The organism is Stenotrophomonas sp. 2619 (assembly GCF_040548725.1).
Lineage (GTDB): Bacteria > Pseudomonadota > Gammaproteobacteria > Xanthomonadales > Xanthomonadaceae > Stenotrophomonas > Stenotrophomonas maltophilia_AP.
In genome coordinates, this window is sequence record NZ_JBEPSF010000015.1 from 20,445 (window position 1) to 46,402 (window position 25,958).

Below are 25,958 nucleotides of genomic sequence, written 5' to 3' on the forward strand. Positions count from 1 at the left end.
TCGCGCTGACGCCCCACGGTGTGCGCTGCACACCGTGGGCCCCATGCGGACCGTGCTTCCAGACCCCCGCGCCTGCGGCGCGCCCCCCTGACTCAGGGGGGCTCAGCTCCAAAGGCGTGCCTGGCACGTGCATGAAAACCAACGGCCCCGCTCACGCGGGGCCGTTTTTGTTTGGTTGTTTGGCTTGGTGCGGCAAAGGCGAAAAGCAGCGCGTGCCGTTTGCTCCTGGGCTGGGCGGGGCTGTGTGGGTTCACGGGACACGCCGCAAGTACGTCCTTGTAGGCTCCGCCACCGCATCCATGCGGTGGAGGGTCCCGTGAACCCACACCCCCCGGCCCAGCCCAGGAACAGAGAGCGACGGCTGCTTTGCCGTGGTGCGGCAGGTATGCTCTGTGCAACAAACTGCCGCACCGGATCCACCGATGAGCGCTTCCCCCCGTATCGCCTTCCTGGCCAGCAACACCGAGCCCGCGCAGCAGGCGCTGGCGCAGATGCTGGCCCGCTATGGCGATTGCACGCCCGAGCAGGCCGATGTGCTGTGCCCGCTGGGGGGCGATGGCTTCATGCTGCAGACCCTGCATCGGCATGCCGCGCTGGGCAAGCCGGTGTTCGGCATGAAGCTGGGCACGGTCGGGTTCCTGATGAACCAGTTTCGTGACGACGACCTGCCGGCCCGCCTCGCGGCGGCCGAGCCCGCGCACCTGCGACCGCTGGAGATGCTGGCGCTGACCGAGTCGGGCACCACCACCGGCTCGCTTGCCTACAACGACGTCTCGCTGCTGCGCCAGACCCGCCAGGCCGCGCATATCGGCGTGGACCTCAATGGGCAGGAGCGTGTGGCCGAACTGATCGGTGACGGCGTGCTGGTGGCTACCCCGGCCGGCAGCACCGCCTACAACTATTCCGCGCATGGACCGATCCTGCCGCTGGGCTCGCATACCATCGCGCTGACCCCGTTGGCGCCGTACCGGCCGCGCCGGTGGCGCGGAGCGATCCTCAAGGCCGACACCGAGGTGCGCTTCCGCGTGCTCGACCCGTACAAGCGCCCGGTGAGTGTCACCGCCGACTCGCACGAAACCCGCGACGTGGTCGAAGTGACCATCCGCGAATCGCGCGAGCGCCGTGTCACCCTGCTGTTCGACCCGGAGCACAATCTGGAAGACCGCATCCTCAGCGAACAGTTCATGTTCTGAACGGGTCGGGCCGTAGCAGCCATCCACTGTGGGACAATGGCTGGCCGGCCGCTGCGGCCGCATTGGATTGCTGAGTGCCATGGGCGACAACACCCCCCGTCTGCTGACCGTCGCGGTAACCTCGCGCGCGCTGTTCGATCTCGAAGAAGGCCATGCGCTGTTCGAGGCCGAGGGCGTGGATGCCTACGCCGAGTACCAGCGCAAGCATGAGGACGACGTGCTGCGGCCCGGCGTGGCCTTCCCGGTGGTACGCAAGCTGCTGGCGCTCAACCAGGGCCAGTCGCCGGAGCAGCCGCGGGTGGAAGTGATCCTGCTGTCGCGCAACTCGGCCGACACCGGCCTGCGCATCTTCAACTCGATCCAGCATTACGGCCTGGGCATCATCCGCGCCACCTTCACCGCCGGCGAGCCTACCTGGCCCTACGTGAAGCCGTTCGGCACCGACCTGTTCCTGTCGGCCAACCCCGAGTCGGTGCGCCGCGCGCTGTTGCACGGCATTGCCGCGGCCACGATCCTGCCCAAGCCGCCGGGCGAGACCATCGCCGCGGCCGAGCAGGTCGACCTGGGCCGGCCGCTGGGCCAGCTGCGTATTGCCTTCGATGGCGACGCGGTGATCTTCGGCGACGAGAGCGAGCGCATCTCGCGCGAGCAGGGCGTGGAAGCGTTCGGCCGGCATGAGCGTGAGAATGCGCGCGAGCCGCTGAGCGGCGGCCCGTTCCGCAACTTCCTGTCTGCCCTGCATACCCTGCAGGCGGTGTTCCCGTCGGGCGAAGATGCGCCGATCCGTACCGCGCTGGTGACCGCGCGTTCGGCGCCGGCACACGAGCGGGTCATCCGCACCCTGCGCGAGTGGGGCGTGCGCCTGGACGAGGCGCTGTTCCTGGGCGGGCGGCACAAGGGACCGTTCCTGGAAGCGTTCGGCGCGGACATCTTCTTCGACGATTCGCAGCACAACATCGACAGCGCCCGCCAGCACCAGAGCGTGGCCGCCGGGCATGTACCCCACGGCGTCGCCAACGACGGGTAGGCCCTGACCGTGGGTCATGGCGGGGGGCAACCGGCGCACCGACCCACCATCAACGTACCGACCAACGGGCGGTACCTACCGGATGGGGAGACCTGTCGGCTGTTGGGGTGCGGCGTCCGATAGCGGCAGGCGGATGTCCACCAGCTTCCAGCGCAGGCCGAAACGTTGCAGGACGAACACGATCGGTGCGCCGCTGGCGGTATGCGTGGTGGCGGTGAAGCGTGACAGCGATTCGAAATGGTGCTCGGCGCCCTGCAGCGGGCGCGGCTTGCGCGGCGCGGCGTAGGCGTCGTTGCTTTCCAGGTCGTTGCTGGCCCGTTTCCACACGGTGTGGCCTTCCAGCAGTGCGCCGATGCCGGTGGGCGTGGCCATCGCATCCACGGCGGTGCCGGTGAGCTTCTCGCTGGCCGACAGCAGCAGTGCACCCAGCAAGTTGGACTGCACCTCCGGGCCGGCCTGGCGCACTACGTAGTCGTTGAGCTGGGCGCGAAGGTTGGCGCGCAGCAGCGGGAAGTCGACGTAGCGGTCCAGTTTGGCGGTGTCGCGGGTTTCAATGGCCTGGGCCAGCCCGCGCACGGTCAGGTAGGGCCCGCTGAAAAACAGGCCTGCCAGCACCAGCAGCAGAGCCAGCAGCAACCATGGAAGTTTCTTCATCGATCCGGTACCTGCAGGAGACTGCCCCGAGCTTGCCGCAGCCCCGGTGGAGAAGTGTGAACGCTACTGGCTGGGCGAGCTGCCGGCGCGCTGGAAGGCGGCCACCAGGCGGGCGCGTTCCTCGGGCTGCAGGGCGTCCACGCGGGTGTCCAGGATCTGGTCGAGGTTGCCCACCCGGGTCGTGCCCAGCACGCCACTGGCGATCCCCGGGTTCTGCAGCACATAGGCGAACGCGGTCTGCCCGGGCAACTGCGAGTGCACGCTGGCCACTGCCTTCTGCAGGGAGCGCGCGCTGCGCATCAGCTGGCGGCTGGAGGGCTTCAGCCACGCGCGGGCCAAGTACCAGGCGTCGGCCAGCCTGGGCAGCCGCACCCGCGCCGGCAGCAGGTGGCCCTGGGCCAGCACGGTGCCGGCCAGCACCCCGATGCCCGCCGCGTGCATGGCGGCGATCAGCGGTTCGCGGTCCTGCTGCAGCACGTTGTAGTCGATCAGCGCCACGTCGAACAGGGTGGGGTGGTCGGCAATGTGCTGCATGATCGCGCCGGTATGGGTGTTGATGCCCAGCAGGCGGAACATGCCGTTGCGGCGCATGCGCTCCAGCGCGGTGAGCAGTTCGTCGCTTAGTTCGTGCAGGCCGATGCCGTGCAGCTGGAAGATGTCCAGGTGGTCGCAGTGCAGGTTGCGCAGCGAGGCGGCGCAGCTGCGCTCGATGTTCGCCGGCGAAAAGTCGCGTTGCTCGGCGCCGCTGATGCCGGCCTGGCCGGTCAGCGTACCGGCCTTGCTGGAGATCACCAGCCCGTCGCGCGGGTGGCTGGCATAGGCGCGCTGCAGGATGCGCCCCAGCCGTGGCTCGGCGTTGAACGCCGAATAGTTGTGGCCGGTGTCGAACAGGTTCACGCCGCGCTCCAACGCGCGGCGCACGATGCGTTCGGCCTGGCCTTCGGCGAACCGATGGTTGCCCCAGAACCCGGAGCAGCCCAGCGCCACCTGCGATACCTGCAGGCCGCTGCGCCCCAGCGGGCGCGTCGGAATGGCGGTATGCGTGGGCACGGTGCTCAGAATTCCAGGTCCAGCGCCGCGCACAGGTAGTCCACGAACGGCCCCAGCGTGACCAGGTCCGCCGCGATGGTCTGGCGCAGGCGTGGGCCGGTCATCACCGCATCGTCCAGCGAGCGCCAGAACACCCAGTTGCGGTGCTTGAGGTCGTCGATGAATTCGAAGTCCGGTTCGAAGCCGCGCGGCGGGCGCACCAGCTTCTCGCTTTCCTCGAAGTCGAACTTCTTGCGCAGCACCGGCGAATGCGCGGCCGCCTTCCAGCTGCCGGGGTTGTCGACGATGAAGTGCCGCACCTTGCGCTGCGTGGCCGGCTCGGGATGCCACAGGCCGGCACCGACGAAGCTCTCGCCGGGTTGCAGGTGGATGTAGAACGACGGGGCCGGTACCTGCTTGCGGCGCTCATGGAACAGCCGCGCGCCCTGCCAGCTCTTGTACGGCGACTTGTCGTTGGAGAAGCGCGCGTCGCGGTAGATGCGGAACAGCGAACCGCCGACGCCGCGCGGGTCGGCGCGGAAGTGCTCGCTGACCGCGGCCAGGTCCGGTTGCAGGTCGGCGATCAGGCGCAGGAACGGCTGGCGAACGTGCTCTTCGTACTGCGGCTTGTGGTCGTTGAACCAGGTCTTGTCGTTGTTGCGGGCCAGGCCGCGCAGGAAGGTGAAGCTCTTCGGGCTGAAATACGTGCTCACAGGCTCTGCTCCAGGTGGGTGCCCCAGTCGCGCAGCTGCTGCAGCAGGGCGAGCCTGGCCGGATCGGCGGCATGCTCGGTGGCCAGTGCGTCCAGCTGCGCGCGGAACTGCGGCAGGGTCTGCTCGCCCAGCGCGGTGTCGCCAAGCAGGCGCTGGCGACGGTAATCGTTCCAGCGTGAGCGTTCGGTCGCGTCCAGGGTCTGCGGGTGGTTGCGCGCGCGGTAGCGGAACAGCAGCTCGGGCATGCGCGGGTCGCGCAGGCGTTCGGCGTAGCTGGCCAGCTCGGCCGGCGGGCTGGTGCGGATACGGGTCATCAGGGCCTTGTCGCCGTCGGCCAGGAAGCCGTCGTACAGCGAGGCGTCCACGTCGCTGGGGGGCAGCACGCGCTCGCCGCCGAACACCTGGCGCACCTTCTCGGCCAGGGTCGGGCCCAGATCGCGCAGGCGGGCGGCCTTGGCCTCGATCGCGGCCGGGTCGATGCCCAGGCGGGCGTGATCGGCCGGGCGCAGGTGGTTCCAGGCCACCAGTGCCGGCACCTTGTTGAGGTGCACTTCCTTGAGCGGCACGCGCTGCTCGCCTTCGGCCAGGTCGGCGGCGCGGGTGTAGAGGCGCGCGGCGAGGGTATCGGCCGGCAGTTCCAGCAGCGCGTCGATGTCGCCGTCCAGGTCGAGCGCGATGATGCGGTTGTTGATGTACGGGTGGCGCGCCAGCGGCAGTACCGGGGCAGCGCACATGCGCTGGGCCGGGTAGCGCATCGAAATGTGCAGCACCGGCTGCAGGGCGTCCACGTCGAGCAGGCCGGCCACAAAGCGCTTGTCGCGCAGCTTCAGTGCGTAGTCCCACAAGCGCGGCTGGGCCTGCTTGAACAGGCGCGCCAGGCCGATGGTGGCATGCACGTCAGACAGCGCTTCGTGGGCATCGCCCTGGCGGACGTTGTTGGCGGTGGCCAGGTGCTCAAGCTTGAACGAGGTGGCGCCATCTTCGCGCTGCGGCCACACCACGCCTTCGGGGCGCAGCGCATGCAGCAGCCGCATCATGTCCAGCAGGTCCCAGCGCGAATTGCCGTTGCGCCACTCGCGCTCATACGGGTCGTAGAAATTGCGGAACAGCCCGTGGCGCACGAACTCGTCGTCGAAGCGCAGCGTGTTGTAGCCGAGCGAGCAGGTGCCCGGGCGCGCCATCAGGTCGTTGATACGCGCGAACGCCTCGGCTTCGCTGACCCCCGCGGTCAGCGCATGCTGCGGGGTGATGCCGGTGATCAAGGTGGCCACCGGCGAAGGCAGCAGGTCGTCGGCGGGCTTGACGTAGAAACTGACCGGTTCGTCGATGACGTTCAGGTCGGCGTCGGTGCGGATCGCGGCGAACTGGGCGATGCGGGTGCGGCGCGGGTCCTGGCCGAAGGTTTCCAGGTCGTAGAACAGGAAGCTGTCTGCCATCAGTGCGCGCCCTCCAGCACGGGCAGCTGCGCATGCACGATGCGCTCCAGGGCGGCCCAGTCGATGTGGTCCAGGCTGTCGTGCCCGGCGGTGGCGTCTTCGAGGATGCGACGCTGCAGTTCGGTGCGTGCGTGCGCTACCGCATACGGCGTGTGCAGGAAGGTCACCATGGTGTAGTGCGGCACGAAACGCGTGGGCCAGCGCGCCTGCAGGGCCTGTTCCAGTTCGCGCTGGAGCAGGAAGGCCGGGTCGGCGACGCGATCGCGCATTTCAAGGTAGTTGTCCAACGCCATCTGCTGGATCGCTTCGGCGTTGGGCTTGCGGTCGGCCTCGAAGGCGGCGAAGGCCGCGGCCAGCGTGTCCTGTTCAAGCAGGTGGCCGGCCAGCGCCACGCAGTCTTCAAACGCGCAGTTCATGCCCTGGCCGTGGAAAGGCACCATCGCGTGCGCGGCGTCGCCGAGCAGCACGGCGCGGCCCTGCAGATGCCAGTGCTTGAGATGCAGTGTGCCGAGCAGGCCGGGCGGGTGTTCTTCCCAGTCGCGGCGCAGGTTGGGGATCAGCGCCAGCGCATCGGGGAAGTCCCGCGCGAACAGCGCTTCGGCCTCGGCACCGCTGGTGGTGGTGGCAAAGCTCGGGTCGCCTGCGTTGGGCAGGAACAGGGTGACGGTGAAGGTGCCTTCGTCGTTGGGCAGTGCAATGCACATGTAGTGCCCGCGCGGCCAGATGTGCAGGGCGTTGGCTTCGATGCGGAAGCCGCCGTCGGCGGTGGGCGGGATCTCCAGCTCCTTGTAGGAGTGGTCGAGGAACTCGATGCGCTCATCCAGCGGCTGCTTGCGGTTCATCGCCGCGCGCAGCGCCGAGCCGGCCCCGTCGGCGCCGATCAGGGTGTCGAACCGGATGTCGTGCGGCTGGTCGTCGCGGTCGTCGATGAAGCGGGCATAGCCGGCATCGAAATCCACGGTGTGCAGGCGGCGGTGGAAATGCACCTGCGCGCCGGCATCTTCGGCCAGCTGCAGCAGCGTGGTGTTGAGGTCCTTGCGGTGGATCGACCAGATCACTTCACTGTCGTCGCGGCCGTAGCGTTGCAGCTGCGGTTCGCCCTGGCGCGGGTGCACCATGCGCCCGCGCATCATCACCGCCTTGGCCATGACCGCCTCTTCGACGCCGGCCTGGCGCAGCGCATTGCGGCCGCGTTCGGCCAGGGCCAGGTTGATCGAGCGGCCCGACTCGTAGTCGCTGATGCGCGGGTCGCCGCGGCGTTCGTACAGGGTGATCCGCCAGCCCTGGCGGGACAGCAGGATGGCGAGCAGGGAGCCGGCCAGGCCAGCGCCGATGATGCTCAGCGAGCGGGAAGGGGGTGCGATCACATCGATGTCCGTGGGGGCGGGGAGGGCGGGGATGATTACAGCCCTGCCCAGGCGTCCACTTCGTCGACGAAGTGGTGCAGGTCCTGGTAACGGTTGTAGAGCGGCGTGGGCGAGATGCGGATGACGTCCGGTTCGCGCCAGTCACCGAGCACGCCGACGGTCTGCAGGTACTCGAACAGGCTGCGGCCACGCTCGCGTCCCCCCACCACGCGCAGCGAGAGCTGGCAGCCGCGGCGGTCCGGTTCGCTGGGGGTGAGCACCTCGAGCACACCGGTCAGGCGGGCGCGCACCAGCGCGTCGAGCAGGCCGGTCAGGCGCAGCGACTTTTCGCGCAGGGCCGTGATGCCACCGGCCTTGTCGACGACGTCGAGCGCGGCGCGCAGCGGGGCCAGGCCGAGCACGGGCGGGTTGCTGAGCTGCCAGCCTTCGGCGCCGACGGCGGGCACGAACTGCGGGGCCATCTTGAAGCGGGTGGCTTCCTCGTGGCCCCACCAGCCGGCGAAGCGCGGCAGGCTGGTGTCGCGGTGGTGGCGTTCGTGGACGAAGCAGCCGGCCACGGCGCCGGGGCCGGCGTTGAGGTACTTGTAGTGGCACCAGACGGCGAAGTCGGGGGCGATGTCGTGCAGCTGCAGGGGAACGTTGCCGACCGAGTGGGCCAGGTCGAAGCCGACGCGGGCGCCCTGGAGGCGGGCCATGCGGGTGATGGCCTCGAGGTCGAAGACCTGGCCGCTGCGGTACTGCACGCCGGGCCACAGGACCAGCGCCAGGCGCGGGCCGTGTTCGTTGATGGCGCGCTCGATGGCCTGCAGGGATATGGTGCCGTTGGGTTCGTCAGGCTGGACTTCGATGAGGTCGGTGGCCGGGTCGAAGCCGTGGAAGCGGATCTGCGATTCGACGGCGTGGCGGTCGGTGGGGAACGCGCCGGCTTCGATGAGGATGGCGGGGCGCTCGCGGCTGGGCCGGTAGAAGCTGACCATCATCAGGTGGAGATTGACGCTGAGGGTGTTCATGGCGACCACTTCGCTGGGCAGCGCGCCGACGACGCGGGCAAGCTGTTCGCTGACGAGGCGGTGGTAGCGGAGCCACTGGGTATCACCGGTGAAGTGGCCTTCGACGGCGAGGCTGGCCCATTTGTCCATGACGTCCTGGACGGCGGCCCGGGCGCCGCGCGGCTGCAGGCCCAGCGAGTTGCCGACGAAGTAGGTCTGGTCGCGGTGGTTGTGCTGGGGGAAGACGAACTCGCTGCGAAGGGTGCGCAGGGGGTCGGCAGCGTCCAGGGCAACGGCATGGGTGCGGCTGAGAAGTTCGGACATGGTGCAACCAGCGGTGACAGTGACGGACAGTTTATCCGGGTGGTGGGGGTGTGGGCTGAATCCCGTGGTTGGGGTGGTTTTTTGTTTTTTTCGAGGCGTGAGGCAACGGCAACGGCAACGGCAACGGCAACGGCAACGGCAACGGCAGAAGCGTGGTGTCTGTGCGGTGGCTGGGTCGGCGCGGTGCGGGTGGGTGGCCGGGACACGCCGTAAATCCGTCCGTGGAGGCTCCGCCACCGCATCCATGCGGTGGAGGGTCCCGGCCACCCACCCGCACCACGCCCTGACACAGGGTCGGTGCTCAGGGGAACGCGGGTAATGCGGGTAACGGGGATAAAACGCGGGTATTGCGGGTAATGCGGGTAACGCGTTGGTTGTTGTCACGTGGGGCTGCGCGGGCCGCGGGGCCGGTGACGCTGGATGGGGCGGGATGGGGCGGGATGACGCGGGATGACGCGGGATGGGGCGGGATGATGCGGGGCCAGGTGGGTAGAGCCGACCGTTGGTCGGCTGCGCTCCGCTCGGAGGTCATGCTGCCATCGAACGGGGAAGACGTATCGGCAGTCGATCGGGGATCGACCCTACCAAAGTCGTGGTTGGGATCGTGGTTACGCGGGGCCGCGGGGTCACGTGGCGTCACGCGAGGTCGCGCGGGTGATGTGGCGTCACGCGGGGTTACGCGGATCATGTGGCGTCACGTGAGGTGACGCGGATCATATGGCGTTAAGTGAGGTGACGCGGATCATGTGGCGTCACGCGAGGTGACGCCGGTAGAGCCGACCGTTGGTCGGCTGCGCTCCGCTCAAACGCGCGCACGCAGCGCGGCGCTTTTCATTGCTCAGTCTTCAACCGCACCAGCCGCAGGCAACGGGTCCACGTGTCCGCACGCCTCACACGTGCGCATCTCCAGCGATGCCTGGTACCGCGCAAACACCTTCGGGAGGTCCGTTTCGATGTTTTCCAGTGCGAAGTATTCTTCGTACAGTTTGTGGTTGCAGCGCTCGCAGAACCACAGCAGGCCGTCGCGTTCGTGGGCGAGGCGCTTGCGCTCCACTACCAGTCCCACGCCGCCGGGCGGGCGGCGCGGGGAATGCGGCACTTTGCCCGGTAGCAGGAAAATTTCGCCCGCGCGGATCGGAATGTCGCGCACGGCGCCGTCTTCCTGCACCTTCAGCACCATCTCGCCTTCGAGCTGGTAGAACCACTCCGGGCCCTCGTCGTAATGGTAGTCCGTGCGGCTGTTCGGCCCGCCCACCACCATCACGATGAAGTCCCCGTTCTCGATCATCTTGTTGCCCACCGGCGGCTTCAGCAGATGCCGGTTTTCTTCGATCCAGCCCAGCAGGTTGATCGGCATGGGAAGCATGGTGCGATGTCCGTAGTGGGGAAGGGTCAGTCGCGCTTGCCGCGGCGCGGCACATGCGCCAGCGCCCGCTCGTAGGCTGCCTGCAGGTCTTCCGGCGCGCCCACGTCGATGCCCATTTCGCGCACCCGGCCGTCCTTCAGGCTGTAGACCCAGCCGTGCACCATCAGTTTCTGTCCACGCGCCCAGGCGTCCTGCACGATCGTCGACCGGCAGGCGTTGACCACCTGCTCGATCACGTTCAGTTCGCACAGCCGTGCATGTTTCAGGTCCGGATCGTCGATCGCATCCATGATCGATGCGTGCTTCTGTGCCACATCGCCCACGTGCCGCAGCCAGTTGTCGGCCAGGCCCACCCGCGTGTTGTGCAGGCTGGCGTGCACGCCGCCGCAGCCGTAATGGCCCACGATCAGGATGTGCTTCACCTTCAGCTGGTCCACCGCGTACTGGATCACGCTCAGGCAGTTGAGGTCGGTGTGCACCACCACGTTGGCCACGTTGCGGTGTACGAACACTTCGCCCGGCGCCATGCCGATGATCTGGTTGGCCGGCACGCGCGAATCCGAGCAGCCGATCCACAGGTATTCCGGATGCTGCTGCTTGGCCAGCTGGTGGAAGAAGTCGGGGTCTTCCTTCTCGATCCGGTCCGCCCATTCGCGGTTGTTCTGCAGCAGCTTGTGGATGTCTTTCATGGGGCAGGTGTCCCTGACGTGAGGTGGGGGCAAGGCGCGGCCAGCCTGGCCGCAACGTCGCGGAAAACGGGGAGGGTCAGCCGGCGGTGCCGCCGTCGCGGCGCCAGCGCATCCACTGCGCCAGCTCGCGGGAAGCCGGAGCGTCCAGCGCCGACAGCGCGTCGATCACGCTGCGCTGGTTCGCCTCCGGGTGGTTCTGGCTCAGTTTGAGCTTGATCTGTACCCGGGCCGGGCGGAAGCGGAAGCCGACGATGCCGGCCAGCATGCGCTGTTGGCGCGGCTCGATCGGCAGCAGGTCCCAATCGCCGCCCACGGTGCCTTCGTAATGCGTGCTCAGTGCGTCCAGCATCGCTACCAGCGCGTCCGGGTCGGTGACCGGTTCCAGCACGCCGCGCAGTTCGGCCGCGGCGTAGTTCCAGGTGGGGACGCGCGCCTGCGCCTCTTTGTCCGGATACCAGCCCGGCGACACATACGCGTGCGGGCCGTTCACCAGCAGCGTGGCCGGTCCGGCGTGGCCAGCCTGCGGATTCGGTTTGGCCCAGTGGCCTTCGATCAGGATGCCGTCGGCATCACGCGTGTACACCACCGGCAGGCGCGTGGCCTGCGGGTAGCCGTCGGCGCCGTTGGTCACCAGGGTGACGAACGCATCGCGCGCCAGCAGCCGGTCCAGCCAGATCAGGTCGGTCTCGGCGAAGGCGGACGGAATGAACATCGTCGGTTAGGCGCGGGCGCCCAGGCTCTGCACCATGCGGCCCTGCAGGTCGGCATCGCTGGCGCCCTGCGGCGGCTGCACTTCATGCAGCGAGAAGCCGCGGATCAGCGCGTCTTCCTCGTCCAGCCCGTCATAGGAGACGAATTCGGCGTCGAACAGCTGCGAGCGCGCGGTGTCTTCGCTGTCGTAGCTGAGCGTGTTGCCGTCGCTGTCGAGCACTTCGGCGGTGCCCGCCGGGCGGACCCGCAGGCGGGCCCAGATCAGCGTGTTGCCCAGGCTGGCCAGGAACCACTCGTCGCGGTCGGGGGAGGTGTCGTTCATATCAGTACCATCGAAAGCAGCCAGAGCAGGGCAGCCATGCCCAGCCCGGCCAGCAGGGTCAGCAGCGACACCCAGGCCGGCGTTGCCAGCCCGGACAGCGCCCGGTCGGGGGTTTGCCGGTAATCACGGCCCAGCAGCCATCGCAGCGCGTCCGGGCGCAGGAACGCACCGTTGCCGAAGCGTTGCGCCAGCAGCGGGTGGCGGTCGCGGATGTGGACCAGGGTGAGCGGCCAGAAAATCACGAAGGCACTGAACCCGGCGATCGCCACGCCGACGAAGCACAGCGCGAAGAACAAGGTCATGGGTCAGTGCCTCCGTAGGTGGATCAGAACTCGGCGGTGCCCGGTGCGCGCGGGTAGGCGATCGCATCGCGGATGTTGCCCAGCCCGCAGACGTAGACCACCAGGCGCTCGAAGCCCAGCCCGAAGCCGGCGTGCGGCACCGAACCGTAGCGGCGGAAATCGCGGTACCAGCCGTAGTGCTCGCGGTCCAGGCCGAACTGCGCCATGCGCGCGTCCAGCACGTCCAGGCGCTCTTCGCGCTGGCTGCCGCCGATGATCTCGCCGATGCCCGGGGCCAGCACGTCCATCGCGGCAACGGTCTTGCCGTCGTCGTTCAGGCGCATGTAGAACGCCTTGATGTGCTCGGGGTAGTTGGTCACCACCACCGGGCGGCCGATGTGTTCCTCGGTCAGCCAGCGCTCGTGCTCGGTCTGCAGGTCCAGGCCCCACTCGACCGGGAAGTCGAACGTCTTGCCCGAGTTCTGCAGCAGCTTCACCGCCTCGGTGTAGTCGATCTGCTCGAACGGAGCATTGATGAAAGCCTCCAGCTTGGTGATCGCGTTCTTGTCCACGCGCTCGGCCAGGAACGCCAGGTCGTCGCCACGCTCGTCGAGCACCGCGCGGAACAGGTACTTCAGGAACTGCTCGGCCAGGCGCGCGTCTTCGGCCAGGTCGGCGAAGGCGATTTCCGGCTCGATCATCCAGAACTCCGCCAGGTGGCGGGTGGTGTTGGAGTTTTCGGCGCGGAAGGTCGGGCCGAACGTGTACACCTTGCTCAGGGCCAGGCAGTACGCCTCGACGTTGAGCTGGCCGGACACGGTCAGGAAGGTTTCCTTGCCGAAGAAATCGCGGCTGAAATCGACCTCGCCCTTGTCGTTGCGGGGCAGGTTGGCCATGTCCAGGGTGGACACCCGGAACATCTGGCCGGCGCCTTCGGCGTCGGAGGTGGTGATGATCGGGGTGCTGATCCAGTTGAACCCGTTCTCGTGGAAGAACCGGTGCACGGCCTGGGACAGGCAGTTGCGGATGCGGGTGACCGCGCCGAACAGGTTGGTGCGCGGGCGCAGGTGCGCCACTTCACGCAGGAACTCGGCGCTCATCGGCTTGGGCTGGATCGGGTAGGTCAGCGGGTCTTCGACCAGGCCGACGATCTCGATGCTGCTGGCCTGGATCTCGAACGACTGGCCCTTGCCCTGCGACTTGACCAGGGTGCCGCGGGCGATTACCGAGCAGCCGGGGGTGAGGGCCTTGATCGCGTCGAAGTTGTCCAGGGTGTCATTGGCCACCACCTGGATGGGGGCAAAGCAGGAGCCATCGGTGACATTGACGAAGGCCAGTGCTGCCGACCCACGCACCGTACGCACCCAACCGCGTACGGTTGCCTCGCCGCCTTCCGGGATCTTCCCGGCAAGCGCATGTTCAACGCTGACCACCGTCATGACTTGAATCCTCTATTGATCGACTCGATCTCTGAACGAGGAGTTTAACGGGTGCAGCGTTCTGCTTGCGAGGCATTTTTAGCCGCCGCGGACTCCTATAATGACCCCGATCCGCTGGAGTTGCCTGTCATGGCTGTAAGCCTTACCCCTGTTGCCTTTGCCCGTGTGCAGAAGTTCGTCGCCCAGACCCCGGGCGCGCTGGGCCTGCGTTTCGGCGTCACCCGTACCGGTTGTTCGGGCTGGGGCCACATCACCGACCTGGCCCGCGACGAGCGCCAGGGCGACACCGTGTTCGAGCAGGACGGGGTGCGCATCTACGTGGATGCCGACAGCCTGGGCCTGGTCGACGGCACCGAGATCGACTTCGGCAAGCACGGGCTGAGCGAGACGTTCACGTTCAGGAACCCGAACGCCACCGCCGAATGCGGCTGCGGCGAGAGCTTCACCACCGAAGCCGACAAGGCCTGATCCGGGCCGGGGCGGGGCGCTTGGCCCCGCTGCTGCTTGCCTGCGGCCGCCTCTGCTGCCATACTTTGCGGCTTCCTGCCTGATTCCGGGCAGGACCCTTGCCCCACCGCGTTCATCTGCGGGGGGCTGTCCGGCCCCCAAAGGGCCACATCCGAAAGGTAAAAACACATGAGTCGTCATTACGAAGTCGTGTTCCTGGTCCATCCGGACCAGAGCGAACAGGTCCCGGCCATGATCGAGCGCTACAAGGCGCTGGTCGAGAACGGCAACGGCACCATCCACCGTCTGGAAGACTGGGGCCGTCGTCAGCTGGCGTACCCGATCCAGAACCTGGTGAAGGCCCACTACGTCATGCTCAACATCGAGTGCGACCAGGCCGTGCTGAGCGAGCTGGTGGAAAGCTTCCGCTTCAACGATGCCGTGCTGCGCAACCTCGTCATCAAGCGTGACGAAGCTGACACCGAGCAGTCGCTGATCATGAAGAGCAAGGACGAGAAGGGTGACAAGCCCGAGCGTGGCGAGCGTCGTCGTCGTGATGACGAAGAAGGTGAAACCACCCCCGCCGCTGACACCGATGCCGGCGAAGACGCCGCTTCGGCCGCTTAAGGAGCACTGACATGTCCAAGTTCTTCCGTCGCCGCAAGTTCTGCAAGTTCACGGCCGAAGGTGTCAAGGAGATCGATTACAAGGATCTCAACACTCTGCGCCAGTACCTGACCGAGAACGGCAAGATCGTGCCGAGCCGCGTCACCGGTACCAAGTCGAAGTACCAGCGCCAGCTGGCAACGGCCGTCAAGCGCGCCCGTTTCCTGGCCCTGATTCCGTACACCGACAACCACGACGTCTGATGAAAGCCGGCGGCTTCGGTCGCCGCTTTCGTGGACCTGGCCGCCCGCGCTGCAAAGCGTCGGGCGGTTTCACGGTCTACCGTTCGGATATTCGGACAGCCATCGCTGCGGGGCCACGCCTCGCTAACGAATACATATTTGGAGCTACACCATGAAGCTGATTCTTCTCCAGAAGGTCACCAACCTCGGCGGTCTGGGCGATCTGGTCGACGTGAAGCCGGGCTACGGCCGCAACTTCCTCGTCCCGACCGGCAAGGCCGTTCCGGCCACCGCCACCAACGTTGCCGAGTTCGAAGCCAAGCGCGCCGACTACGAAGCCAAGGCCCAGTCGATCCACGCTGACGCCGAAGCCCGCAAGGCACAGCTGGAAGGCAAGAGCGTCACCATCGCCGCCAACGCGTCGACGGAAGGCAAGCTGTACGGTTCGGTTGGCCCGCGCGACATCGCCGAAGCCTTCACCAAGGCCGGCCTGCCGCTGGAAAAGAGCGAAGTGATCCTGGGCGAAGGCGCTTTCCGCAACGTGGGCGAGTACGAGGTGACTGTTCACCTGCACGCCGACGTGGAAACCACCGTCAAGGTGGTTGTGGAAGCCGAAAAGGCCTGATTCCTGCCGAAAGGCTGGCGTCACCAGAACGGGTGCCCGCAAGGGTGCCCGTTTTTGTGTTTGGGGGTTTTGTTTTTTAAAAGCTTAAAAGCTTAGAAGCTTGAAGCCAGATCAACGGCGGGTGCCGGCGCTTTGGTTCTTCCGGTGGGAGGGTGCCGGGTGGCCTTGGCCGGGACACGCCGTAAATCCATCCCTGGAGGCTCGTGGGCGCCATCCATGGCGCCCAACGGTCCCGGCCAAGGCCACCCGACACCCTCTGCCGGGATGTCCGATGCGGGCGGGTAGAGCCACGCCATGCGTGGCTGGGGCGAGAAGCGGTCGATAGGGTTGCGTGATGGGTGAGGCGGGTAGAGCCACGCCATGCGTGGCTGCTCTCATTTGCGTATCCCGATAGCCACGCATGGCGTGGCTCTACCCCCCCCTTCAATCCCCCCTTTATCTCGACATCCCCGGTCACGTCGCAAAGCAACGTCGGGAATCCGGATTTCGCCTTTCCCTTGCGTACCGACCCACTATCGACGGTCGGGGTGGGTGGGGTCGCGGGACCGTTGGGCGCCATGGATGGCGCCCACGAGCCTCCAGGGATGGATTTACGGCGTGTCCCGCGACCCCACCCATCCCGGCCGCCCAGACGGAGCCAGCACGCAAAGGCTTTGGCTCCAGCTCTGGCCCCGGCTCTTGCCCTTCGCCTCTAACCGAAACCCAAACCAACCCACCCCCACAGCCCGTGGAACAGCCGCCCCGTTATACTCAGGCTATCGCGTCGCCCTTGGGGCCATTGAAACCCAGCAACATCAATGGCTTGAGGGTGGGAATCGCTCCGACATCCACCCTGGCGGGGGTCGCTTCAGGCCCTTGCCCCGGAAACCAATCCCGCCATGCGTCTGTCCACGATCAAGCTGTCCGGCTTCAAGTCCTTCGTCGATCCGACCACGCTGCACCTGCCGACCAACATGACCGGCGTGGTGGGGCCAAATGGCTGTGGCAAATCCAACATCATCGACGCCGTCCGCTGGGTCATGGGCGAAAGCTCGGCCAGCCGCCTGCGCGGTGACTCGCTCACCGACGTCATTTTCTCCGGCTCCTCGGCACGCAAGCCCGTGTCCCAGGCGACCGTCGAACTGATTTTCGACAACACCGACCACACCATCACCGGCGAGTACGCCTCCTTCAACGAAATCTCGGTCAAGCGCCAGGTCAGCCGCGACGGCAGCAGCAACTACTACCTCAACGGCACCAAGTGCCGCCGCCGCGACATCACCGACCTGTTCCTCGGCACCGGCCTCGGCCCGCGCAGCTACTCCATCATCGAACAGGGCATGATCAGCCAGATCATCGAAGCCCGTCCCGAAGACCTGCGCGTGTACTTGGAAGAAGCCGCCGGCATCTCCAAGTACAAGGAACGCCGCAAGGAAACCGAAACCCGCATCCGCCACACCCGCGAAAACCTCGACCGCCTTGGCGACCTGCGCGAGGAAATCGGCAAGCAGCTCGAGCACCTCAAGCGCCAGGCGCGCCAGGCCGAGCAATACCAGGCCCTGCAGGAAGAGCGCCGGGTCAAGGACGCCGAGTGGAAGGCGCTGGAATACCGCGGCCTCGACGGTCGCCTCGGCGGCCTGCGCGAAGCGCTCTCGCAGGAAGAAACCCGCCTGCAGCAGTTCATCGCCGAACAGCGCGACGCCGAAGCCCGCATCGAAACCAGCCGCGTACGCCGTGAAGAAGCCGCCGATGCGCTGAGCACCGCCCAGGCCGAGGTGTACCAGGTGGGCAGCACGTTGGCCCGCCTGGAACAGCAGATCCAGCACCAGCGCGAAATGTCGCAGCGCCTCAACAAGGCGCGCGATGAAGCCCAGCAGGCCCTGGCCGAACTGGGCCAGCACATCAGCGGCGACGAAGCCAAACTGATGGTCCTGCGCGAAGCCGTGGACGAGGCCGAGCCGCGCCTGGAACAGCTGCAGGAAGAAAACGAAATCAAGCAGGAAGCCCTGCGTGATGCCGAGGCCCGCCTGGCCGACTGGCAGCAGCGCTGGGAAGCCCACACCCGCAGCACCTCCGAAGCCTCGCGCGCCGGCGAAGTCGAACGCACCCGCGTCGATTACCTCGACCGCCAGGTACTGGAAGCCGACCGCCGCCGCGAAGCGTTGAGCGCCGAACGCGCCAGCCTGGACCTGGACGCGCTGGCCGAGGTGTTTGAAGAACTGCACCTGCAGCACCAGACCCAGAAAGAGGCGCTGGACGGCCTCAACGAGCAGGTTGAAGAACGCAAGCAGGCCGTGGCCGGCCTGCAGGACCGCCAGCGCACCGGGCAGACCGAACTGGCCGAGATCCGCAAGCAGGCCCAGGCCGCGCGCGGCCGCTTGTCGTCGCTGGAAACCCTGCAGCAGGCCGCGTTGGGCCAGGAGCAGGGCGCGGCGGTGGCGTGGCTGAAGGCGCGCGGGCTGGATTCGGGCGCGCGCGTTGGCGAACGCCTGACCGTGGAAAGCGGCTGGGAAAACGCCGTGGAAAGCGCGCTTGGCCAGCTGATCGAAGGCGTGCTGGTCGACGCCCCCGAACAGCTCGTGGCCGAACTGGCCGAGCTGGGCGAGGGCCGCATTGCGCTGGTCTCCGACAGCCAGGCGCCGCTCAGCGTGGCACCGACCTCGCTGGCCGCCAAAGTGCAGGGCCCCACCGCGATCCGCCGCCTGCTGGCCCGGCTGCATGCCGCCGAAGACCTGGACGCCGCGCGCACCCTGCAGGCCACGCTGGGCGAGGGCGACTCGGTCATTACCCGGGGCGGCGAACGCCTGGGCGATGGCTGGGTGCGCGTCTCGCGCTCCGGCGCAGCCAAGCAGGGCGCGCTGCTGCGCGAGCGCGAGATCGTCACCCTGCGCGGTCAGATCGACACGTTGCAGGAGCGCGAGGCCGAACTGGAGCAGCAGCTGTCGGCGTTCCGCGAGCAGCTGCTGGCCGGCGAACAACATCGCGAAGACGCGCAGCGGCAGCTGTACCAGGCCCATCGCAGCGTCTCCGAACTGGGTGGCCAGCTGCAGAGCCAACAGGGCAAGGTGGAGGCGGCGCGAACCCGCATCGACCGCATCGAAGGCGAGCTGCTGCAACTGCAGGAAACCCTGGATACCGGTCGCGAACAGGTACGCGAGGCCCGTGCGCGGCTGGACGATGCGGTCACCAGCATGGGCGACCTGGAAGCGGTGCGTGCGGCGCTGGAAGGCGAACGCCGCCAGCTCACCGATGCCCGCGACCAGGCCCGTGACCATGCCCGCAACGTGCGTGAGAGCGCGCATTCGTTGGCGCTGACGCTGGAATCGCAGCGCACCCAGATTGCCTCGCTGAGCCAGGCACTGGAGCGCATGAGCACCCAGCGTGGCCAGCTCGATACCCGCCTTGGCGAACTGCATTCGCAGCTGGACCAGGGCGATTCGCCGGTGCAGACCCTGCAGGCCGAACACCAGAATGCCCTCAGCGAACGCGTGCGCGCCGACCGCGTGCTGGGCGAAGCACGCACCCTGCTGGATGGCATCGACGCCGAACTGCGGAATTTCGAACAGACCCGCCACAAGCGCGACGAGCAGGCACTGGCCCAGCGCGAGCGCATTTCCCAGCGCAAGCTGGACCAGCAGGCGCTGGTGCTGAGCGCCGAGCAGCTGTCGGCGTCGGTGGAGAAGGCCGGCTTCGTGCTGCAGGACGTGATCAACACGCTGCCCGAAGATGCCCGCGTAACCGACTGGGAACAGACGGTGCACCAGATCGACGGCCGCATGCGCCGCCTGGAGCCGGTCAACCTGGCCGCCATCCAGGAGTACGGCGAAGCGTCGCAGCGCTCGGAGTACCTGGATGCGCAGAACACCGACCTGACCACCGCGCTGGAAACCCTCGAAGACGCCATCCGCAAGATCGACCGCGAAACCCGCGGCCGCTTCAAGGACACCTTCGACCGCGTCAACGCCGGCGTGCAGCAGCTGTACCCGCGCCTGTTCGGCGGTGGCCATGCGTACCTGGAATTGACCGGTGAAGACCTTCTCGACACCGGTGTAGCCATCATGGCGCGGCCGCCCGGCAAGCGCGTGTCCAGCATCTCGCTGTTGTCCGGTGGCGAGAAGGCGATGACCGCGGTGGCGCTGGTGTTTGCGATCTTCCAGCTCAACCCGGCGCCGTTCTGCCTGCTGGACGAGGTGGACGCGCCGCTGGACGAAGCCAACGTCGGCCGCCTGGCCAACATGGTCAAGGAAATGAGTGAAAAGGTGCAGTTCCTGTTCGTCAGCCACAACAAGGCCACCATGGAAGCGGCGCACCAGTTGTCGGGCGTGACCATGCGCGAACCGGGCGTCAGCCGTCTGGTCAGCGTGGACCTGGAAGAGGCGGCACGATTGGCGGGCGCCGCCTGACGTGCCATCCTTAGTACCTGAACGTATTTAGCCGGAGACCCCCACCGAATGTCCGACATGGCACTGCTCCGCATCGGCATCCTGGCCGCCGGCCTGCTGTTGATCGCCGCGATCTTCCTGTTTGGCCGTCCGAAGAAAAAGTCGCAGGGTCGCCGCGTCGACACCGCCGAGAGCGGCACTGGCGCGCGCCGTGAGCCCAGCCTGGGCGAGGGCGAGGGTGGTGATGTCGCCACCGGCAGCGCCGGCGACGACGGCGTGACCCAGCCCGAACTGGGCCTGCCCGATGTCGATGGCGCCGCCAGCGACCTGGGCAAGCGCGCCAGCCAGGATTTCGACAAGATCGTGTCGTTGTTCGTGGCCGCCCGCGCCGGTGAACAGCTGCGTGGCGAAGACATCGTCGTGGCCGCTGAAAAGACCGGCCTGGTGTTTGGCCACATGAACGTGTTCCACCGCCTGGTCGAAGGCCACCCCGAGCGCGGTCCGATCTTCTCGATGGCCAGCATCATGAAGCCGGGCAGCTTCGACATGGCCAATATCCGCGAGATGGAAACCCCGGCGATCGCCTTCTTCCTCACCCTGCCGGCGCCGCTGACCGCGCTGGACGCGTGGGAAAAGATGCTGCCGACCGTGCAGCGCATGGGCGAACTGCTCGACGGCGTGGTCCTGGACGACAGCCGCAATGCCCTGGGCCGCCAGCGCATCGCGCACATCCGTGACGAGCTGCGCGCCTACGACCGCCAGCACCAGGCCCCGCCGCTGACCAAAGCCCCGCGCTGGTAATCCAAGCGCGGTGGGCATCGAGCAGCCGACCGACGGTCGGCTCTACCCGGTGACTGCGGCGAACGCGTCGCGGAACCGCGCCATTTCCGCCGCCGTGCCCACGGTCACCCGTACCCGCTGCGGCCAGATGGGCCAGCTGCGGCCGATCACCACGCCCTGTTCGGCCATGGCGGCCGCGAACGCGCTGCCGTCGCGCTTGACGTCCACCACGAAGCAATTGGCTTCGGTCGGCACGCAGGCGAATCCGCGCGCGACCAGCCAGGCCACGGTGGCCTGCCGCACCTGCGTGTTCTCTGCCTTGCGCTGCGCCACCAGGCCCGGCGCGCGCAGGCTGGCCAGCCCGGCCGCGAGCGCGGTGACCGGCAGCGGGTTGTCGCCCAGGCTGGCCAGTTCGCGCAGTCGGTCCGGGTGCGCCGCGGCCACGCCCAGGCGCAACCCGGCCATGCCGTACAGCTTGGAAAACGTACGCAGCACGATCACATCGTCGCGCTGCATCACCTGGGCGATCACCGAGCGCTGATCGCTGTACTGCAGGTAGGCCTCGTCGACCAGCACCCGCGTCTGCCGGGGCTTGTTGGCCAGCAGCCAGGCGATGTCCGCGGCGGGGGTGATCGACCCGGTGGGGTTGTTCGGATTGCACAGGTACAGCAGGCCGGCGTTGATCCGTGCGGCTGCAGCGGCCATCGCGCGGACGTCATGCGCGCCGTCCTCGCGCAGCGCGATCCTGGCGACGGTGGCGCCGCGCGCGGCGGCCAGGTCGCCCAGCGCTTCGAAGGTGGGGTCGGCCACCACCAGCCCGGCGCTGGCCGAGGTCCACAGGATCGCGGCGCGGTTGAGCGGTTCGCTGGAGCCCGGGTACAGCCGCACGTGGTCCTTGCTGATGCCTTCCTGGCTGGCGAACAGGTCGCGCAGCTCACCGGCCAGTGCGAATAGATAGCGCCCGCTACCGGCCACGATCTCGCGCGCCGCAGCCTGCGCCACCGGCGCCGGGCCATACGGGCATTCGTTGAAGTTCAGCAGCACCGGGCCGCCGACCGCGCTGGCACGCGGCGAGGCGGCCGACACGGTCGACACGCCCAGCCCGGACAAGGCCAGACCGGTGCCGGCCAACTGCAGGAATGAACGGCGGGAAGGAGCGGCAACGGTCACGGAAACACCTGCATGGAGGGACTTGGCGCACGCTAACCCTGTGCCGGGTTGCCGGCAATAGCCACGCCGCACCGCAGCGGGGTGGCTGCCGGGGACGGCAGGCCATAAAATCAACAGCCCTTTCAGGATGCCTCCCGGATGAGCCCCAGCCCCGCTGAACGTGCCGAGGCACTGCGCCGCCAGATCGATGACGCCGGCACGGCCTACCACGAGCGCGACGAGCAGCTGATCCCGGATGCGGAGTACGACCGCCTGGTGCGCGAGCTGGAAGCACTGGAGCGCGACCACCCGGAACTGGCCGTTGCCGATTCCCCCACCCAGCGCGTCGGCGGCAAGGCCTCCTCGCGCTTTGCCGAAGTGCGCCACGCGGTGCCGATGCTGTCGCTGGGCAATGCCTTCAGCGACGAGGAAGTGCAGGATTTCGTGCGCCGCATCAGCGAGCGCCTGCGCCGCGATGCGCTGTATTTCTCGGCCGAACCCAAGCTCGATGGCCTGGCCATCAGCCTGCGCTACGAAAACGGGCGCTTCGTGCAGGGTGCCACCCGCGGCGATGGCAGCACCGGTGAGGACGTCAGCGCCAACCTGCGCCAGATCGCGGTGATTCCGCAGGAACTGCAGGGAGCGGGCTGGCCGGACGTGCTGGAAGTGCGCGGCGAGGTGTACATGGCGCGCGCCGATTTCGAGGCCTACAACGCACAGGCGCGCCTGCACGACGGCAAGGTGCTGGCCAACCCACGCAACGCCGCGGCCGGTTCGCTGCGCCAGCTGGACCCGAAGATGAGCGCCAGGCGCAAGCTCAGTTTCTACGCCTACGGCACCGGCCAGGTGGAGGGCGGCGAGTTGCCGCCTACCCACTCGGCCACGCTGGCGCAGCTGCGTGCGTGGGGCTTCCCGGTCAGCGAACTGTGCCAGGTGGTGGAGGGCAGTGCCGGCCTGCTGGCCTATTACCGCGACATTGGCGAGCGTCGCGATGGACTGGCGTTCGACATCGACGGCGTGGTCTACAAGCTGGACGACCGCGCCGGCCAGGAAACCATGGGCTTCGTATCGCGCGCGCCGCGCTGGGCAATCGCGCACAAATTCCCCGCGCAGGAACAGACCACCACGGTGGAGGCGATCGAAATCCAGATCGGCCGCACCGGTGCCGCCACCCCGGTGGCGCGCCTGAACCCGGTGGCCGTGGCGGGGGTGATCGTGTCCAACGCCACCCTGCACAACGCCGACCAGATCCAGCGCCTTGACGTGCGCGTGGGCGACACGGTGATCGTGCGCCGCGCCGGCGATGTGATTCCCGAAGTGGTCAGCGTCATCGCCGAACGGCGTCCGGCCGGCACCACGCCCTGGCAGATGCCGGCGCAGTGCCCGGTGTGCGGGTCGGAGATTGTGCGCGAAGAGGGCGAGGCCGTGTGGCGTTGCTCGGGCGAACTGAGCTGCCCGGCGCAGCGCAAGGAGGCCATCGCGCACTTCGCCTCGCGCCGCGCGATGGACATCGACGGCCTGGGGGGCAAGTACATCGAGACTCTGGTCGACGCCGGCATCGTACGAAGCGTGGCCGACCTGTACCGGCTCACCCGCGACCAGCTGCTGCACCTGAAGCTGGTGCTGGACGCCGAAACGCCTGAGGCCCTCGCGGCACAGATCGGCCTGCACCTGCCGCCGGAAGGCAGCGGCGACTACCTGCGCGCCATTCTGCAGCTCGATGGCAGCGACGCTGGCTGGCGCGCCAAGGCACTGGCAATGCCGGCGGCCTTTGCCTGGAACACCCGGAAGATCGCCACGCGCTGGGCCGACAACCTGATCGCGGCCATCGACGCCAGCCGCGACACCACGCTGGAACGGCTGCTGTTCGCGCTGGGCATCGAGAACGTCGGCGAGAACACCTCCAAGGGACTGTCGACCTGGTTCGGCGACCTCGAGCTGATCCGTCACCTGCCGTGGCCGCTGTTCAAGCGCGTGCCCGACATCGGCGGGGAAGTGGCACGTTCGCTGGGCCACTTCTTCGAGCAGTCCGGCAACCAGGACGCCATCGATGCCCTGCTGAAGGTGGGGCAGGTGCGCATCGGCGATACCCACGCGCCGTCGGCCAAGCTGCGCGACGGCCTGGATTTCGCCCAGCTGCTGGTAGAGGCCGAGATTCCCGGCATCACCCGCCTGCGCGCCGAAAAGCTCACCGCCGCACTGCCCGATGCGGCCGCATTGGTCGACGCCGAGCCCGTGCGTTTCGTGGCGGCCGGGCTGCCCAACGAAGTGGCGCTTGGCCTGGCCGACTGGCTGGACCGCGACGGCCATGCACAGATGCTGCTCAAGGCCGACGACTACCGCCGCACGCTGCTGACCCGCGCGCCGGAGCAGACCGAGCAGGTGGCCGGCCCGCTGGATGGCCAGACCGTGGTGCTGACCGGCACGTTGGCGCAGATGACCCGTGACGAGGCCAAGGCGCGGCTGGAAGCGCTGGGCGCCAAGGTGTCCGGCAGCGTCTCCAAGAAGACCGCGTTCGTGGTGGCCGGCACCGAAGCCGGGTCCAAGCTGACCAAGGCCGGGGAACTGGGCATCGAGGTGTGGGACGAAGACCGCCTGGTCGCTTTCCTGGCGCAGCACTGAACCCACGGCGGGGCCGTTGCGCCCCGCCGTCCCGCATCACCGGAGAACCCCATGCACACTGCCGTCCTCGACTTCCGCCTGGCCACCGTGGCCGACACCGACCTGCTGATCGGGCTGATGCGCGAGTTCTACGCCGAAGACCAGCTCGACTTCGATGATGCGCGGGTCCGCACCGCGCTGGCCGCGCTGCTGGAAGAGCCGCGCAACGGCGAAGTGCTGCTGTGGCTGGACGAGGCAGGCAGCGTGGTGGGCTACGCGGCGCTGGCGATGGGCTTCAGCCTGGAGCAGGGCGGTCATTTCGCGCTGCTCGATGAGCTGTACCTGCGCCATGCCGCGCGTGGCCGCGGCCGTGGCAAGCAGGCGCTGGCCATCCTGGAACAGCGCGCCAATGCGCGCGGGGTGGCGCGCATGCGGCTGGAAGTGAACCACCACAACGAACTGGCGCGGCGGCTGTACCTGGCCACCGGCTACGTCGACGACACCCGCGACCTGCTCACCCTGCCGCTCGCGCAGCGACTGAAGGACGCGCGCGCATGATCGCCGCGCTGCGCCAGCGTGCCGCGCTCAACGCGTTGATCCGGTCGTTCTTTGCCGCGCGCGACGTGCTGGAAGTGGAAACGCCGATCCTGTCGGCGGCCGGCAACACCGAGCCGAACATCGACAGCTTCCACACCCGCTTCAGCGGCCACGTTGACGCCGGCAGCGCACAACGCTGGTTGCGCACCTCGCCCGAATACCCGCTCAAGCGACTGCTCGCCGCCGGCGTGGGCGACTGCTACGAACTCGGCCGGGTGTTCCGCAACGGCGAAGCCGGTGGCCGCCACAACCCCGAGTTCACCATGCTGGAGTGGTACCGGGTGGGCTGGGACCACCACCGGCTCATCGAGGAAACCGTTGCGCTGGTCCGCGCCGCACTCGGCCTGGTGCAGCGCACCGCCGATCTGCGCGTGGTCGACTACCGCAGCCTGTACCAGCAGCAGCTGGGCGTGGACCCGTTCGACGCATCGCTGGCGCAGCTGCAGGCGCCGCTGGCCTCGGTCCGCATTGACGCAGACGGCCTCACCCGCGACGACTGGCTGGACCTGCTGATGACCCATTGCATCCAGCCCACGTTTGATGACGACAGCATGACCGTCGTCCACGACTGGCCGGCCAGCCAGGCCGCGCTGGCGCGTATCCGCCCGGGCACGCCGCCGCTGGCCGAGCGCTTCGAGCTGTACCTGGGCGCGGTGGAACTGGCCAACGGGTACCACGAGCTGAACGACGCTGCTGAACAGCGCGCGCGCTTCACCCGCGACCACGCCGTACGTGCGGCGCGTGGCGATGTGATGCCGCCGCTGGACGAGCCGTTGCTGCAGGCCCTGCCGGATCTGCCCGATTGCGCCGGCGTTGCGGTCGGGGTGGATCGCCTGCTGATGGCGATGAACCGCACCACGCGGATTGCCGATGTACTGGCGATCGATTTCGCCCAAGCCTGAACGCACAACGCGCGTGATTGTCGCGTGTACGTCTTGCGCGACCTGCACGATGATGCTCTGATCACAGCGCATGCCCGATGGTAGGCGCGTGATCGTTCAGTTGCGGCG

The 25,958-nt window shown here is 67.8% G+C and carries 24 protein-coding genes; 11 read left to right on the forward strand and 13 right to left on the reverse strand.

Annotated features, from left to right (window positions below; genetic code table 11):
* Positions 1-422 precede the first annotated feature (422 nt).
* Together ABIA71_RS15095 and ABIA71_RS15100 are read left to right on the forward strand one after the other, a co-directional pair.
* A complete protein-coding gene (locus tag ABIA71_RS15095; protein WP_354286255.1) occupies positions 423-1,193 on the forward strand; it encodes an NAD kinase in 771 nt (256 codons plus the stop codon).
* Between the two features lie 79 nt (positions 1,194-1,272).
* Complete coding sequence (locus ABIA71_RS15100) at positions 1,273-2,220, forward strand: 5'-nucleotidase (RefSeq protein WP_128096738.1); 948 nt, start codon at positions 1,273-1,275, stop codon at positions 2,218-2,220.
* Between the two features lie 75 nt (positions 2,221-2,295).
* Here the strand turns inward: ABIA71_RS15100 and ABIA71_RS15105 are convergent, their stop codons facing one another.
* From ABIA71_RS15105 to asnS, 12 genes are all read right to left on the reverse strand, one after another.
* On the reverse strand, positions 2,296-2,874 hold the full coding sequence (locus tag ABIA71_RS15105) for a DUF2939 domain-containing protein (protein ID WP_354286257.1): 579 nt from the start codon (positions 2,872-2,874) through the stop codon (positions 2,296-2,298).
* Positions 2,875-2,937: 63 nt separating this feature from the next.
* Positions 2,938-3,924, reverse strand: coding sequence for an aldo/keto reductase (locus ABIA71_RS15110; protein WP_354286259.1), 987 nt, complete (start codon positions 3,922-3,924; stop codon positions 2,938-2,940).
* 5 nt (positions 3,925-3,929) lie between these two features.
* Positions 3,930-4,616 (reverse strand): DUF2461 domain-containing protein, encoded by a 687-nt coding sequence (locus ABIA71_RS15115; protein ID WP_313422320.1) that lies wholly within the window; start codon positions 4,614-4,616, stop codon positions 3,930-3,932.
* Complete coding sequence (gene sbcB / locus ABIA71_RS15120; RefSeq protein ID WP_354286261.1) at positions 4,613-6,052, reverse strand: exodeoxyribonuclease I; 1,440 nt, start codon at positions 6,050-6,052, stop codon at positions 4,613-4,615. The genes ABIA71_RS15115 and sbcB overlap by 4 nt, the downstream gene beginning before the upstream one ends.
* On the reverse strand, positions 6,052-7,416 hold the full coding sequence (locus ABIA71_RS15125; RefSeq protein WP_354286407.1) for an FAD-dependent oxidoreductase: 1,365 nt from the start codon (positions 7,414-7,416) through the stop codon (positions 6,052-6,054). Before ABIA71_RS15125 ends, sbcB begins: the two co-directional genes overlap by 1 nt.
* A gap of 38 nt (positions 7,417-7,454) precedes the next feature.
* Positions 7,455-8,732 carry a kynureninase gene (gene kynU / locus ABIA71_RS15130; RefSeq protein WP_354286263.1) on the reverse strand — a complete coding sequence of 426 codons (1,278 nt, stop codon included), beginning with the start codon at positions 8,730-8,732 and terminating at the stop codon, positions 7,455-7,457.
* A gap of 838 nt (positions 8,733-9,570) precedes the next feature.
* On the reverse strand, positions 9,571-10,098 hold the full coding sequence (locus tag ABIA71_RS15135) for a 3-hydroxyanthranilate 3,4-dioxygenase (protein ID WP_354286265.1): 528 nt from the start codon (positions 10,096-10,098) through the stop codon (positions 9,571-9,573).
* Between the two features lie 26 nt (positions 10,099-10,124).
* The gene (can, locus tag ABIA71_RS15140) at positions 10,125-10,787 is read right to left on the reverse strand and encodes a carbonate dehydratase (protein ID WP_128096417.1); all 663 of its coding nucleotides are present in this window, start codon (positions 10,785-10,787) and stop codon (positions 10,125-10,127) included.
* 76 nt (positions 10,788-10,863) lie between these two features.
* The gene (locus ABIA71_RS15145) at positions 10,864-11,499 is read right to left on the reverse strand and encodes an FMN-binding negative transcriptional regulator (protein ID WP_354286267.1); all 636 of its coding nucleotides are present in this window, start codon (positions 11,497-11,499) and stop codon (positions 10,864-10,866) included.
* A 6-nt stretch (positions 11,500-11,505) separates the two neighbouring features.
* Positions 11,506-11,820, reverse strand: a complete 315-nt coding sequence (locus tag ABIA71_RS15150) for a hypothetical protein (protein ID WP_128096419.1) — start codon at positions 11,818-11,820, stop codon at positions 11,506-11,508.
* Positions 11,817-12,122, reverse strand: a complete 306-nt coding sequence (locus ABIA71_RS15155) for a hypothetical protein (RefSeq protein WP_159497167.1) — start codon at positions 12,120-12,122, stop codon at positions 11,817-11,819. Before ABIA71_RS15155 ends, ABIA71_RS15150 begins: the two co-directional genes overlap by 4 nt.
* A 23-nt stretch (positions 12,123-12,145) precedes the next feature.
* The gene (gene asnS, locus ABIA71_RS15160; RefSeq protein WP_354286270.1) at positions 12,146-13,540 is read right to left on the reverse strand and encodes an asparagine--tRNA ligase; all 1,395 of its coding nucleotides are present in this window, start codon (positions 13,538-13,540) and stop codon (positions 12,146-12,148) included.
* 129 nt (positions 13,541-13,669) lie between these two features.
* Between asnS and ABIA71_RS15165 the strand changes: the two genes are divergently transcribed.
* The 6 genes from ABIA71_RS15165 (at position 13,670) to zipA (ending at position 20,622) form a co-directional block, all read left to right on the forward strand.
* Positions 13,670-14,008 (forward strand): HesB/IscA family protein, encoded by a 339-nt coding sequence (locus ABIA71_RS15165; protein ID WP_038687654.1) that lies wholly within the window; start codon positions 13,670-13,672, stop codon positions 14,006-14,008.
* A gap of 168 nt (positions 14,009-14,176) precedes the next feature.
* Entirely contained in the window at positions 14,177-14,614 is a 438-nt protein-coding gene (gene rpsF / locus ABIA71_RS15170) for a 30S ribosomal protein S6 (protein ID WP_038687655.1), read from the forward strand.
* An 11-nt stretch (positions 14,615-14,625) separates the two neighbouring features.
* Positions 14,626-14,856, forward strand: a complete 231-nt coding sequence (rpsR, locus tag ABIA71_RS15175) for a 30S ribosomal protein S18 (protein ID WP_002804494.1) — start codon at positions 14,626-14,628, stop codon at positions 14,854-14,856.
* Positions 14,857-15,007: 151 nt separating this feature from the next.
* Positions 15,008-15,460 (forward strand): 50S ribosomal protein L9, encoded by a 453-nt coding sequence (gene rplI, locus ABIA71_RS15180; protein ID WP_128096425.1) that lies wholly within the window; start codon positions 15,008-15,010, stop codon positions 15,458-15,460.
* Between the two features lie 878 nt (positions 15,461-16,338).
* Complete coding sequence (smc, locus tag ABIA71_RS15185; protein WP_354286273.1) at positions 16,339-19,842, forward strand: chromosome segregation protein SMC; 3,504 nt, start codon at positions 16,339-16,341, stop codon at positions 19,840-19,842.
* Positions 19,843-19,890: 48 nt separating this feature from the next.
* Positions 19,891-20,622, forward strand: coding sequence for a cell division protein ZipA (gene zipA, locus ABIA71_RS15190; RefSeq protein ID WP_354286275.1), 732 nt, complete (start codon positions 19,891-19,893; stop codon positions 20,620-20,622).
* 42 nt (positions 20,623-20,664) lie between these two features.
* Here the strand turns inward: zipA and ABIA71_RS15195 are convergent, their stop codons facing one another.
* A complete protein-coding gene (locus ABIA71_RS15195; RefSeq protein WP_354286277.1) occupies positions 20,665-21,771 on the reverse strand; it encodes a pyridoxal phosphate-dependent aminotransferase in 1,107 nt (368 codons plus the stop codon).
* Positions 21,772-21,909: 138 nt separating this feature from the next.
* Here ABIA71_RS15195 and ligA point away from each other — a divergent pair, with 138 nt between their 5' ends.
* The 3 genes from ligA to epmA are packed head-to-tail and all read left to right on the forward strand — an operon-like array spanning position 21,910 to position 25,850.
* The gene (gene ligA / locus ABIA71_RS15200) at positions 21,910-24,372 is read left to right on the forward strand and encodes an NAD-dependent DNA ligase LigA (protein ID WP_354286279.1); all 2,463 of its coding nucleotides are present in this window, start codon (positions 21,910-21,912) and stop codon (positions 24,370-24,372) included.
* Positions 24,373-24,423: 51 nt separating this feature from the next.
* The gene (locus tag ABIA71_RS15205; RefSeq protein WP_354286281.1) at positions 24,424-24,909 is read left to right on the forward strand and encodes a GNAT family N-acetyltransferase; all 486 of its coding nucleotides are present in this window, start codon (positions 24,424-24,426) and stop codon (positions 24,907-24,909) included.
* Positions 24,906-25,850 (forward strand): EF-P lysine aminoacylase EpmA, encoded by a 945-nt coding sequence (gene epmA / locus ABIA71_RS15210; RefSeq protein WP_354286283.1) that lies wholly within the window; start codon positions 24,906-24,908, stop codon positions 25,848-25,850. Before ABIA71_RS15205 ends, epmA begins: the two co-directional genes overlap by 4 nt.
* The last annotated feature ends 108 nt before the right edge of the window (positions 25,851-25,958 follow it).